The sequence below is a fragment of the Azohydromonas lata NBRC 102462 genome, from assembly GCF_001571085.1.
GTDB classification, from domain to species: Bacteria; Pseudomonadota; Gammaproteobacteria; order Burkholderiales; family Burkholderiaceae_C; genus Azohydromonas; species Azohydromonas lata.
Window position 1 is genome coordinate 58,527 of the sequence record NZ_BCTC01000001.1, and the last position, 11,948, is coordinate 70,474.

Sequence of the window (11,948 nt, forward strand, 5' to 3'; positions counted from 1 at the left end):
CGCGCACGCACGTGCATGCGTGCGCCCATGAAATCAATGTACCGAATGAAGCCCTCCGTGCAAGCCGAGCCCCAATCTGCCCGTGGCCGCCGCATCCAGGTGCGCCGCTCCGGCGTGCACGGCAAGGGCGTTTTCGCCCTGCAAGCCATTGCCGAGGGCGACACCATTCTTGAATACAAGGGCGAGGTCATCACCTGGGAAGAGGCGCTGCGCCGCCACCCGCATGACCCCAGCAACCCTGACCACACTTTCTACTTCCACGTCGATGACGAGCGCGTGATAGACGGCGGGCACGGCGGCAACGCCTCGCGCTGGATCAACCACGCCTGCGTTCCCAACTGCGAGGCCGAGGAGGACGAGGGCCGCGTCTTCATCAAGGCGCTGCGCCCGCTGCAGGCCGGCGAGGAGCTGTTCTTCGACTACGGCCTGATCATCGACGAGCGCTACACCGCCGCGCTCAAGAAGCGCTTCGCCTGCCACTGCGGCCACGACGAATGCCGCGGCACCATGCTCGCGCCCAAGAAGAAGAAACGCTGAAACGCCCGGTCCACGAAGCGGACCTGCCACCCGTTAAGCCTGTCATGAACGAATCCCGCCTGCACTGGCAAGCCGAAACCCTGTGGCGGCAGTTGCAGCCGCTGCTGCCGGGGCTTTGCGTCGAAGTCGTGGCGCATGCCGACTCCACCAACACCCGGCTGCTGGAACGCGCGCGGCTGTCCGGCGGCGGCCGCCACGAGCGTGCGCTCTACCGCTCGCCTGAAGCGCTGCCCTCGCGCGGCGAGCCGCCCACGCCGCTGGGCCGCCGCGCCGACGACACGCAACCCTGCCTGCTCGTGGCCGAGCACCAGACGCGCGGCCGCGGCCGCCTTGGGCGCAACTGGCAGTCCACGCCCGGCGCCTCGCTCACCTTCTCGCTGTCGCTGCCCTACGAGCCCGCGGACTGGTCCGGCCTGTCGCTGAGCGTGGGCGTGGCACTGGCCGACGCCCTGGACCCGCTGGCCCCCGGCCAGGCGCCGCGCATCGCGCTGAAGTGGCCCAACGACCTGTGGCTCCTGGACCCCGCCGTCGTCGGCCGCAAGCTCGGCGGTGTGCTGATCGAAACCGTGGCCGTGGGCCGCCAGCGCATGGCCGTCATCGGCGTGGGCCTGAACCTGCTCCCGCAGCCCGTGCGCGACGTGGCCAACGGCTTCGCCAGCCTGAACGAGTTGGAAGTGGACATCACCCCGCCTGACGTGCTGCACCGCGTGGCGCTGGCGCTGGTGGAAGCCCTGCGCCAGCACGAGCGCGAAGGCTTCAAGCCGTTTGCCGAGCGCTACGCGCGGCGCGACCTGCTGCTGGACCGCCCCGTGACCACCACCGCCCCCGCGCTGGAAGGCACGGCCCGCGGCGTGGCCGAGGACGGCGCGCTGCTGGTGGAAACGGCCCAAGGGCTGCAGCGTCTGTCCAGCGGCGAGGTGAGCGTGCGCCTGTCCGGCCAGGCCGATCCGGCCGCAGCCGCGGCGGACGACCAGTGCTGACGCGCCGCCTCACGGCGGCGCTGCTGCTGCTCAACCTCATTTTGCTGGCCTGGCTGCTGTTGGGCGACTTCACGGGCCAGACCGAACGCGAGCCCGCACGCCTCGAACAGCAGATCAAACCCGACAGCGTGGAAGTGCTGCCGGACGCGGCCGCCCCGGACGCGAACGAGTCCAGCCTGCCCAACGCGTCGCGCGGTACCTCGGCCGCCCCGGCCTCCGCCGTGACGGCGCAGGGCGGCAAGGCGGCGGTGTCCCAGGGCTCGTCCTCCAACGAGACGCTGACCGTCTCCACCGCGGCGGCCGCGGCCGCCGCTGTCGCCGTGGCCGCGGGCGTGGGCGCCTCCACCGCCGCCGGCGGCAAGGGTGCGGTGTCCGGCGCGGTGACGGCGCTCAACGCCGTGTGCCTGGAAGCCGGCCCCTTCGACGCCCAAACCCTGCCCGCGGCCGAAGCCGCGCTGGCCGCGCTGCCCAAGGGCACCTGGCGCCGGCAGACGCTCATGCCCGCGCCGGCCTACCTGGTCTACCTGGGCAAGATGTCGGACCAGCGCGCCGCGCAGCGCCGCCTGGACGAGCTGCGCAAGCAGGGCGTGCGCGCCGAGCTCGCGCGCGACCTGCCGGCGCTGGAGCCGGGCCTGGTGTTCAGCCGCCACGCCCAGGCCTCGCAGGCCGAAGCGGCGCTGGCGGCCCTGCAGGACGCGCGCGGCCCGCGCCAGGCGCGCGTGGTGTCCACCAGCGAAGCCGCGGCCACGCTGCTGCGCGTGGAGCGGCCGACCGACGAGGTGCGCTCCATGATCGCCGGCATGGAGCCCACGCCGGCCCTGCGCGGCGGCTTCCGCGGCTGCCGCAAGCCGGCCAAGAGCTGACCCTTGACGGGCAGGTGATGGCGCGGCGCGCGGCCCTTCCGGGCAGCGCGCCGGCTCAGGCCCGCCTTACTGCGCCGCGCGGCGTCGGCGCCTACACAGCAGCGCCCCCGAGGCCGCCAGCAGGCCCAGCAGCCAGCCCGGCTGCATGGCGCCGGCGCACACGTTGTCGCGCCCGCACGGGCCGGCCGGGGTAGTGGGCACCACGGGGTTGGCGCTGCGGTCCTGGGTATTGGCGGTGTGCGCGTTGGTCAGGTCCGTGCTGTCGATGTTGGCCGCCGCCACCGGCGAAAGCGTGGTGGAAGGCGCTGCGGCGTAGGCCAGGGCGCGGGGCACGTCCAGGATGCCCTTGCCGCAGGTGGCTTCCGTGCAGATGCAGCGCCCGGGGTTGGCGTCGGAGCACTGGGCCATCACCGTGGAAGTCACGTGCGGCCGTGCGCTGGCCTGCAGCCCGGCCACGATCTGATCCGCCGTGAGCGCCCCATTGCGCCCAAGCATCAGGCTGATGGCCGCGGACACCAGCGGCGCGGAGAAGCTGGTGCCGAACACAGAGGCGTAAGTCGCACTGCCCGCCGTCGTGCTGCCGCCGTTGCTGGTCGTCAGCAGCCCGCTGTCGCCCAAGGCACTGCCCCAGTTGCCGGAATCGGTGGGATCGCCGCCCACCGTGGAAATCACCAGCGAGGAGCCGAAATTGGAATAGGTGGCCTTGAAGCCGTCGCGGTTGAGCGCGCCCACACCGATGACGTTGCTGCAGTTGGCCGGGCGCGTGGGCGCGGTGTGCTCGTTGCCAGCGGCGGCCACCACCACGGCACCGACGGCACGCGCCGCGTCTATGGCCTGCTGGTAGAGCCGCCCCTCGTCGGTGCTGGTGCAGTCGGCGGTGCCGCCGAAGCTGATGTTGATGATGCGTGCCCGCGGCAGGCTCTGCGCCGCGAAGCCCGTGAGCTCCAAACCCGCCGACCAGCGGATGCCATCCACGATGTCGGCCACCTCCGCCCCGCACTTGCCCGCCACGCGCACGGGCAGCACCACGGCGTTCCAGTTGGCGCCGGCCACGCCGGCGTTGTTGTTGGTCAGGGCGGCGATCAGCCCGGCGATCTTGGTGCCGTGCCAACTGCTGGTGGCACCGCAATCGGAAGCGAAGAAATTGGGATTGGCGGTGCGGTCGTCGCTGCTGACGAAGTCCCCCGGGTCGGTCGGGTCCGTGTCGCGGCCACCGCCGTCACCCGCTGAGGCCACGGTGCTCACGAAGTCGTAGCCGGTGCCTATGTGGCCCGCGAGGTCGGCGTGTGGCGTGATGCCGGTGTCCAGCACGGCCACAGGCACCGCTGCCGCGGTGGAGCCGTTGAAAGTGCCCCACGCCGTCAGGAAGTCCGGCACGCCGCGGCGCCGGTCGGCCTTGGCGCTGCCGCTGGCGCCATTCACTCCAAACAGCCACCACTGGCCTTCCGTGTTGAACGAATTGGAGGCGTTGGCGAAGTAATAAGGGTCGCTGACCGAGGTGCTTTGCTGCGGGCGCTCCAGCGTGTTGGGCTCGGCCCAAAGCACGTCGCCGCGGGCGGCCAGCCGCTTGGCCAGGCGGCGGGCCTCGTCCAGGGTCATCATGCGTTCGAAGCGCAGCACCTGCGAGGCACTGCCCGTGTCCGCAATGCGCGGCGCCGAAGGCACGTCTATGGTCGCGCGGTCCAGCGACGCGGCCTGCAGCACGTGCTGCAGCCGCTCGCGGTGCGCCTGCCCTCGGGCGCTGTGGCCGTCAGCGGCCTGGGCCTGCTCACGCGCCACCTGCGCGTGCGTAGGCGCGTCACGCAATTGCACGATCAGCCCGTTGGCCAACTGCGGCCTAAACACCGGCGCAAGGGCCGCAGCCGGCAATTCCGCCCACGCCGTGCCGCCGAAGCCCAGCAACGCCAGCGCCGTCGCGGTCATCGCCGCGTTGTTCATCACTTTCCTCATGGTGGTCCTGAAGTCAGTCGCAGCGGGTCACTATAGGGCCGCCAACAGCGGCTTCGCGACAGCGCGCACCAGCGCAACAGCACTGATGGCCTGACGCCTTGGGGCCGCGCCCAAAAAAGAAAAAGCCGCCCCGGGGGGCGGCTTCGTCACGTCGCGAAGACGCGGGCAGCGGGTGGGCAGCCTCAGGCGGCCACGACGCGCACCATGTCCAGCACCTTGTTGGAGTAGCCCCACTCGTTGTCGTACCAGGCCACGACCTTCAAGAAGGTCTTGTCCAGGGCGATGCCGGCTTCGGCGTCGAACACGGAGGTGCAGGGCTCGCCGCGGAAGTCCGTGGCCACGACCTTGTCCTCGGTGTAGCCCAGCACGCCCTTGAGCGCGCCCTGGCTCTGGGCCTTCATCTCGGCGCAGATCTCGGCGTAGGAGGCTTCGGCGTTGAGCTCCACCGTCAGGTCCACCACCGACACGTCGGAGGTGGGCACGCGGAAGGACATGCCGGTGAGCTTCTTGTTCAGCTCAGGGATGACCACGCCCACGGCCTTGGCGGCACCCGTGGAGGACGGAATGATGTTTTCCAGGATGCCGCGGCCACCGCGCCAGTCCTTGTTGGACGGGCCGTCCACGGTCTTTTGCGTGGCAGTGGCGGCGTGCACGGTGGTCATCAGGCCGCGCTTGATGCCCCACTTGTCGTTCAGGACCTTGGCCACGGGCGCCAGGCAGTTCGTGGTGCACGAGGCGTTGGAGATGATGGCCTGGCCGGCGTAGGTCTTGTCGTTGACGCCGTAGACGAACATGGGCGTGTCGTCCTTGGACGGCGCGGACATGATCACCTTCTTGGCGCCGGCCTTCAGGTGCTTCTCGGCGGTTTCCTTGGTCAGGAACAGGCCGGTGGACTCGACGACGATGTCGGCGCCGATCTCGTCCCACTTGAGCTCTTCGGGGTTCTTGACGGCGGTCAGGCGGATCGTCTTGCCGTTGACGATGAGGTTGCTGCCCTCCACCGCCACGTCGCCCTTGAAGCGGCCGTGCACGCTGTCGTACTTCAGCATGTAGGCCAGGTAGTCGGGTTCGAGCAGGTCGTTGATGCCGACCACCTCGATGTCGTTGAAGTTCTGCACCGCGGCACGGAACACCATGCGGCCGATGCGGCCGAAACCATTGATACCGATCTTGATGGTCATCTCGAAAGTCTCCTGCTGAAAAAAACCAACCGCCCGGCGCCGCCGCCCGCGGGCGGCGCAGGCCAACTAAACGATCACTTCTTGCCGAGCACGGCGCGCACGGTGGCGGCCACGTTCTCGGCGGTGAAGCCGAAGTGCTTGAACAGCACGCCCGCCGGCGCGCTCTCGCCGTAGGTGTCGATGCCCACCACGGCGGCGCAGCCGTACTTCCACCAGAAGTCGGTCACGCCCGCCTCCACGGCGATGCGCGGCAGGCCTTCGGGCAGCACGGACGTCTTGTAGGCGCGGCTCTGGCGATCGAACGTGGTGGTGCTGGGCACCGAGACCACGCGCACGGCGATGCCGGCCACGGCGAGCTGCTGCTGCGCGTTCAGCGCCAGGGCCACCTCGCTGCCCGTGGCCACGATCACGGCCTGCGCCTTCTTCTTCAGGCCCACTTCGCTGGGCTCGGCCAGCACGTAGGCGCCCTTGGCGATCTCGTCCAGGCCGGCCTTGGGCAGGTACGGCAGGTTCTGGCGGCTCAGCAGCAGCGCGGAGGGGCGCGTCTTGTTGAGCAGCGCGCAGCTCCAGGCCACCGCCGTCTCGGCCGTGTCGGCCGGGCGCCACACGTCCAGGTTGGGGATCAGGCGCAGCGAGGCGGCGTGCTCCACGCTCTGGTGGGTGGGGCCGTCTTCGCCCAGGCCGATGGAGTCGTGCGTGAACACGTGCACCACGCGCGTCTTCATCAGCGCGGCCATGCGGATGGCGTTGCGGCTGTAGTCGCTGAAGGTCAGGAAGGTGCCGCCGTAGGGGATGTAGCCGCCGTGCAGCGCCACGCCGTTCATGATCGCGGCCATGCCGAACTCGCGGACGCCGTAGTTGATGTGGCGGCCGCCGTTGGGTTTTCCACTCTCGTCAAAGCGCAGCGCGGGCGTGCTGCTGGTGTTGGTGAGGTTGGAGCCCGTGAGGTCCGCGGAGCCGCCCAGCAGCTCGGGCAGCGCCTTGGTGAACGCTTCCAGGGCGATCTGGCTGGCCTTGCGGGTGGCGACGGTCTCGGCCTTCTCGTGGGCGGCGATGGCGGCGTCCACGGCGGTCTGCGCGAAGTTGGCGGGCAGCTCGCCGGCCATGCGGCGCTGGAACTCGGCGGCCAGCTCGGGGAAGGCGGCGGCGTAGGCGTCGAAGCGCTGCTGCCACTCGGCTTGGACGGCGGCGCCGCGCTCCTTGGCGTCCCAGGCGGCATAGGCCTCGTCGGGGATGACGAAGGGCTCGTGGCTCCAGCCCAGCTTGGCGCGGGTGAGCGCGATCTCGTCGTGGCCCAGGGCCTCGCCGTGGGCCTTGGCGGTGCCGGCGCGGTTGGGCGATCCGTGGCCGATGTTGGTCTTGCAGATCACCAGCGTGGGCTGGCCGGTGTGGGCCTTGGCGGCCTGCAAGGCCTCGTCCACGGCGTTGGCGTCGTGGCCGTCCACGGGGCCGATGACGTTCCAGCCGTAGGCCTCGAAGCGCTTGCGGGCATCGTCCACGTACCAGGGCGAGACCTGGCCGTCGATGCTGATGCCGTTGTCGTCGTACAGGGCGGTGAGCTTGTCGAGCTTCCAGGCGCCGGCCAGGGCGCAGGCCTCGTGGCTGATGCCCTCCATCAGGCAGCCATCACCCAGGAAGGCGTAGGTGCGGTGGTCCACCACCGTGTGGCCTTCGCGGTTGAACTCCGCGGCCAGCAGCTTCTCGGCCAGCGCCATGCCCACCGCGTTGGTGATGCCCTGGCCCAGCGGGCCGGTGGTGGTTTCCACGCCCGGGGTGATGCCGACCTCGGGGTGCCCCGGGGTCTTGCTGTGCATCTGGCGGAAGGCGCGCAGGTCGTCCAAGGACAGCGCGTAGCCCGACAGGTGCAGCAGCGCGTAGATCAGCATGGAGCCGTGGCCGTTGGAGAGGACGAAACGGTCGCGGTCGGCCCACTGCGGGTTGGTGGGGTTGTGGCGCAGGTGGCGGCCCCAGAGTGCCACGGCGATGTCGGCCATGCCCATGGGCGCGCCGGGGTGGCCGGAATTGGCTTGCTGCACGGCATCCATGGCCAGCGCGCGGATGGCGTTGGCCATCAGGGTGCTGGGGTCCTGGGCGGTTTCACGGGGGAGATCGGCGACGAGGTCCATGCGGGTTCAGGCCTGAAAGCAGCAAAAACGCGGATTTTAAGCCGCCCCCAATGCCGCACCTGCCGCAGCCGGATCAAGCCGGTCGGCCAGCCCACGCAAGGCGGCCGACTGTCACGCGGCGCGGCGGGCTCAAGAGCCTTGATCGCCGTCAAAACGCCGCCGCGCCGCGCTGCCACGCTGGCGTGTCGCCACGCACGCCAATGGAAACCTGCCATGCGCCACGCCACGCTCACCATCATCCGCGAAGAACACCAGGCCCTGGCGGCCATGCTGCGCTCGCTGTCCATGCTGCTGACGCAGTCGCGGCGCGAGGGCACGGCGCCCAACTTCGAGCTGCTGCGCTCCATGCTCTTCTACATCGACGAGTTCCCCGAGCGGCTGCACCACACCAAGGAGACGCAACTGCTGTTTCCGCGGCTGCGCGAGCGCTGCCCGGAGCTCGTCCCCGTGCTGGACGCGCTGGACGCCGACCACGAGCAGGGCGAACGCGCCATCCGCCGCCTGGAGCACGCACTGCTGGCCTTCGAGATGATGGGCGAGTCCCGCCGCGCCGAATTCGAAGCCGCGGCCGAGCGCTACATCACGTTCTATCTCTCGCACATGGGCACGGAGGAAAACCTCATCCTGCCCGCCGCCGAAGCGCACCTGCTGCCGGAAGACTGGGCCGAGATGGACACCGCTTTCGAAAGCAACCGCGACCCGCTCACCGGGCACGAGCCGGACGACCTGTACCGCCCCCTCTTCACCCGCATCCTGAACATGGCGCCCGCGCCGATCGGGCTGGGCGGCTGAGCACCCGCAGCCCTTCTTCTTCGCCCCTCCCCTGCACGCCGGCCCTTGCGCCGGCGTTTTCATTGGCCCTTTTCGCCCTGAGAAGACGGGGTTCGGATGCGCCTGTGCACAAGCCGCCTGCAGGCCACAACTTATCCAAGCACTTGTCCCGAAAGCGTTTTTCGCTTTCCAGCCGGTTTCTCAACCCGGCTGTGAACAAGGCTTGAGCCCCTCACAGCTTCTCCACTGCCCTATCCCCCGCGAAGCCGTTTTCCGGGCTTTTCGGCTTTTGGGATCCCTCCGCTCGTCCTGATTCGCGTGTTTTTCTTTCCCAAAGAAGTTCATTTTTAAAAGTAGTCGTCGTGGTAGGCCCCGCCCTGGCCTGTGGATAACCGGAGTTTGTTCTTTTCCCTCGCGAACTTGCGCGCGATCGAAGGCTGGGGACCGGCCGCCTGATTGCAAAGGGGCCAACAGAGAACAAACGTCGGCGAAGGGGTGGGGGCTGTGGACAAGCCCAAGTTGTTGTTCAAGCTGATCACAGCCTTGTGCACAGGCGCGTCAAAGAGGCGTGGAAAGGCCCCACCTACACTGCCGCGCATGACCGTGACTGCCCTGATCCTGGCCGCCGGCCGCGGCGAGCGCATGCGCCCGCTGAGCGACCAGACCCCCAAACCGCTGCTGTCCGTGCAGGGACGGCGGCTCATCGAATGGCACCTGCTCAACCTGGCGCGCGCGGGCGTGCGCCGCGTGGTGGTCAACACCGCGTGGCTGGAGGAGCAGTTCGAGCCCGCGCTGGGCGACGGCGCGCGCTATGGCGTGGAGATCCTGTATTCCCACGAGGGCCGCGACCACGGCGGCGCGCTGGAAACCGCGGGCGGCATGAAAAAAGCGCTGCCGTTGCTGGGCGAAATCTTCTGGGTGGTCTCCGGCGACGTGTTCACGCCGCAATTTCCCTTTGACGCCGACGCGGTGCGCCGTTTCGAAGCCAGCGGCCAGCTCGGCAAGCTCTGGCTGACCGGCAATCCGCCCCACCACCCCGCGGGCGACTTCGGCATCCGCGACGGCCTGGCCGTGCGCGAGGCCGACGAGAAATTCACCTGGACCAGCCTGGGGCTGTTCCGCCACGGCTTCGTGGAAGAGCTGATGGCCGACCTGCCGCCGGGCACCAAGGCGCCGCTGCGCCCCTACCTGGAAGCGGCCATGGCCCGCCGCGCGTTGGGCGCCGAGCGCTGGAGCGGCGCCTGGACCGACGTGGGCACGCCTGAACGCCTGGCCGCCCTGAACGCACAAGACGGACGACAAGCATGAGCAGCAGCACCCCTATCTCCTCCCCGCAGGCCACCTCCGCCGCCGTCGGCGCGCCGCCCCTGCGCATTGCCGTGGTGGGCGCCGGCCCGGTGGGCCTGGCGCTGGGCCTGCTGGCCGCGCGCCATCTGCCGCAGGCGCAAATCACGCTGTTCGACGCCCGCCCCGCCGACAAGGACGTGAGCGGCGACCCCCGCGTGCTGGCCCTCTCGCTGGGCAGTGTGCAGATGCTCCAGCAGTTGCGCGCCTGGGATGCCGCCAGCGCGCAGCCCATCCAGGAGGTGATGGTTTCGCAACAGCCTCCCGGTACGTTGCCCCTGGGTGGCCAGCCACAGGTGAACATCCGCGCCCGCGACGAAGGCGTGCCCATGCTGGGCGCCGTGTTGTCCTACGGCGCGGTGGTCGCGCCGCTGCAGCGCGCTTGGTTTGAGCAGGCCCAAGGTGAGCCGCAACGCCTGTTCACCCGCTTCGGCACCCCCGTGGCTTCGTTCAAGCCCGTGCCCGGCGGCGTGGAAGTGGATGCCGGCATCGCCGAAACCTACGACCTGGCCGTGGTGGCCGAGGGCGGCGTCTTTGCCGAGCAGGCGCGCAAGACCATCGCGCGCGACTACGGCCAGACGGCCTGGATTGGCACCGTCACCCTGCAAGGCGCCCGCCCCGGCCTGGCCATAGAACGATTTACCCGCCAAGGCCCGGCTGCCTTACTCCCATTACCTATGGGCGCGGACGGCGAGCAGCGCGCCTCGCTGGTGTGGTGCGTGGACAGCAGCGACGACCCGGTGAAGGATTTGACCGACGCCCAGCGCCTGGCGGTTTTGTCCTCGATATTCCCGGCCGAAGCCGGGCGGCTGGTTTCATTGACGCCCATGAAAGCCTTTGCGCTTGGGCTGAATGCCGAGCGGACTTTGGCGCGCGAGCGCACCGTGAGAATCGGCAATGCCGCCCAAACCCTGCACCCGGTGGCGGGCCAGGGTTTGAACCTGGGTTTGCGTGACGCCTATACCTTGGTGCACGCGCTCAAGCGCGCGGATTCCATCGAATCCGCCCTGCGCCGCGTTGAGTTTCAACGCGCCCCGGACCGCTGGAGCACCATCGCCGTCACCGATTTCCTGGCGCGCACGTTTACCTGGCAAGTCCCGGGATTGCCGACGGCGCGGGCGCTGGGCCTGGCTTTATTGCAGGCGGTGCCGCCGTTGAAATCGGCGCTGGCGCGGCAGATGATGTTTGGGAGAAGGTAAAAAAAGGCGCCGATGGCGCCTTTTTTTGTTTGGGTGCTGATTTTGAAATTTAAAAATGCCGTTCTACCGACCGGCATTACAACAACTGATTCACCACCGCCCTCCCCAACGCCGGTGCACACTGTTGCGCTGCCACGCTGCTCCCCTTCCAATAAAACTCCAGCCCGACGCTGGTCTGGACGAGTTTGGCAATCCCTAAACCCACCCCGTGTTGTGTCGTCCCGCGGGAATCGTCGTCATGCGCGTCCATGGTTTCATCGGCCACGACCACGAACTGGGTATTGCCGCTCTTGTCCGATGGATCCTGGCTCACCGCCACGACCAGCATCACGTGTCCGCTGTCGCTCTGGTTCTTGGTGTTGGCAAATGCCAATAAATCGCCCGGCTGGATTTCGGCCAGGGTCACGGGTTGAAAGCCATTGAGGCCCCGGGTGAAACAGGTGAAGTAATTCTTCGCATTGGGGCTTTGGCACAGGCCGTCGCCCGTGTCCGGCGGATCGAAACAGCCCGCCTCGGGTATGGAATTGTCCTGGCCTGCCTGCCAATCGGAAAATGCGGTGGTGATGCCCTGGCTGTTGACGTAGGTGAATAAAGATGTGATGAAGCCGCTGCAATCGGTATGGCAGTCGGCCACCGTGTTGGTATTGGCTCCTCTATCGGCGACGCGGGCTTCCTGCACCGTGCCGCTCCAGTATTGCGGCGACGTGCCCGGCACGCTGCGCCAGATCACCTGCTGGCCATTCACTGCCGGCCACAGCACGTGGGTATCCTCTTTCGCGTGTATCCAGTAATCCGTGTTCGGGTTGGCGGGCAAGGTGTAGGAGCCGGGCAAATAATCCGGGCTGCCGGCGGTGTAGCCGTAAATGCCCTGCAGCAAACTCTTGGCCGCCTTCAGCAATTGGGCATTGGCTGGCGAAGTGCCCGGGGCGGGAATCGAGGTCCAGGTATAGGTACTGTAGATGCTGGTGTCCATGGTAGGCATTTCTTGAAAAATATC

The 11,948-nt window shown here is 68.6% G+C and carries 10 protein-coding genes; 6 read left to right on the forward strand and 4 right to left on the reverse strand.

Features of this window, described 5'->3' with window-relative positions; translation table 11 throughout:
- Positions 1-45: 45 nt before the first annotated feature.
- From ALA01S_RS00310 to ALA01S_RS00320, 3 genes are read left to right on the forward strand one after another with little or no spacing between them, the layout of a single operon-like run.
- Positions 46-537 (forward strand): SET domain-containing protein, encoded by a 492-nt coding sequence (locus ALA01S_RS00310; RefSeq protein ID WP_066330547.1) that lies wholly within the window; start codon positions 46-48, stop codon positions 535-537.
- A gap of 44 nt (positions 538-581) precedes the next feature.
- On the forward strand, positions 582-1,517 hold the full coding sequence (locus ALA01S_RS00315; protein ID WP_066330548.1) for a biotin--[acetyl-CoA-carboxylase] ligase: 936 nt from the start codon (positions 582-584) through the stop codon (positions 1,515-1,517).
- A complete protein-coding gene (locus ALA01S_RS00320; RefSeq protein ID WP_066330549.1) occupies positions 1,511-2,380 on the forward strand; it encodes a hypothetical protein in 870 nt (289 codons plus the stop codon). Before ALA01S_RS00315 ends, ALA01S_RS00320 begins: the two co-directional genes overlap by 7 nt.
- Before the next feature lie 66 nt (positions 2,381-2,446).
- Here ALA01S_RS00320 and ALA01S_RS00325 read toward each other — a convergent pair whose 3' ends face one another.
- The 3 genes from ALA01S_RS00325 to tkt form a co-directional block, all read right to left on the reverse strand.
- A complete protein-coding gene (locus ALA01S_RS00325; RefSeq protein WP_066330550.1) occupies positions 2,447-4,318 on the reverse strand; it encodes a S8 family serine peptidase in 1,872 nt (623 codons plus the stop codon).
- 194 nt (positions 4,319-4,512) lie between these two features.
- Positions 4,513-5,511 (reverse strand): type I glyceraldehyde-3-phosphate dehydrogenase, encoded by a 999-nt coding sequence (gene gap / locus ALA01S_RS00330; RefSeq protein WP_066330552.1) that lies wholly within the window; start codon positions 5,509-5,511, stop codon positions 4,513-4,515.
- Between the two features lie 74 nt (positions 5,512-5,585).
- Positions 5,586-7,637: a transketolase gene (gene tkt / locus ALA01S_RS00335; RefSeq protein WP_066330553.1), complete on the reverse strand. Its 2,052-nt coding sequence runs from the start codon at positions 7,635-7,637 to the stop codon at positions 5,586-5,588.
- A gap of 213 nt (positions 7,638-7,850) precedes the next feature.
- Here tkt and ALA01S_RS00340 point away from each other — a divergent pair, with 213 nt between their 5' ends.
- The 3 genes from ALA01S_RS00340 (at position 7,851) to ALA01S_RS00350 (ending at position 10,951) form a co-directional block, all read left to right on the forward strand.
- Positions 7,851-8,429, forward strand: coding sequence for a hemerythrin domain-containing protein (locus tag ALA01S_RS00340; protein WP_066330554.1), 579 nt, complete (start codon positions 7,851-7,853; stop codon positions 8,427-8,429).
- Positions 8,430-9,005: 576 nt separating this feature from the next.
- Entirely contained in the window at positions 9,006-9,716 is a 711-nt protein-coding gene (locus ALA01S_RS00345) for a nucleotidyltransferase family protein (RefSeq protein WP_066330555.1), read from the forward strand.
- The gene (locus ALA01S_RS00350) at positions 9,713-10,951 is read left to right on the forward strand and encodes an FAD-dependent monooxygenase (RefSeq protein ID WP_084267075.1); all 1,239 of its coding nucleotides are present in this window, start codon (positions 9,713-9,715) and stop codon (positions 10,949-10,951) included. The genes ALA01S_RS00345 and ALA01S_RS00350 overlap by 4 nt, the downstream gene beginning before the upstream one ends.
- Positions 10,952-11,027: 76 nt before the next feature.
- Here ALA01S_RS00350 and ALA01S_RS00355 read toward each other — a convergent pair whose 3' ends face one another.
- The gene (locus ALA01S_RS00355; RefSeq protein ID WP_066330556.1) at positions 11,028-11,924 is read right to left on the reverse strand and encodes an NlpC/P60 family protein; all 897 of its coding nucleotides are present in this window, start codon (positions 11,922-11,924) and stop codon (positions 11,028-11,030) included.
- Positions 11,925-11,948 lie beyond the last annotated feature (24 nt).

Coding starts and splice junctions, on each gene's coding strand:
- ALA01S_RS00355 (WP_066330556.1), bottom strand. CDS start 11,924: ATGGACACCAGCATCTACAGTACCTATACCTGGACCTCGATTCCCGCC.
- ALA01S_RS00315 (WP_066330548.1), top strand. CDS start 582: ATGAACGAATCCCGCCTGCACTGGCAAGCCGAAACCCTGTGGCGGCAG.
- ALA01S_RS00345 (WP_066330555.1), top strand. CDS start 9,006: ATGACCGTGACTGCCCTGATCCTGGCCGCCGGCCGCGGCGAGCGCATG.
- ALA01S_RS00340 (WP_066330554.1), top strand. CDS start 7,851: ATGCGCCACGCCACGCTCACCATCATCCGCGAAGAACACCAGGCCCTG.
- gap (WP_066330552.1), bottom strand. CDS start 5,511: ATGACCATCAAGATCGGTATCAATGGTTTCGGCCGCATCGGCCGCATG.
- ALA01S_RS00350 (WP_084267075.1), top strand. CDS start 9,713: ATGAGCAGCAGCACCCCTATCTCCTCCCCGCAGGCCACCTCCGCCGCC.
- tkt (WP_066330553.1), bottom strand. CDS start 7,637: ATGGACCTCGTCGCCGATCTCCCCCGTGAAACCGCCCAGGACCCCAGC.
- ALA01S_RS00325 (WP_066330550.1), bottom strand. CDS start 4,318: ATGAACAACGCGGCGATGACCGCGACGGCGCTGGCGTTGCTGGGCTTC.
- ALA01S_RS00310 (WP_066330547.1), top strand. CDS start 46: ATGAAGCCCTCCGTGCAAGCCGAGCCCCAATCTGCCCGTGGCCGCCGC.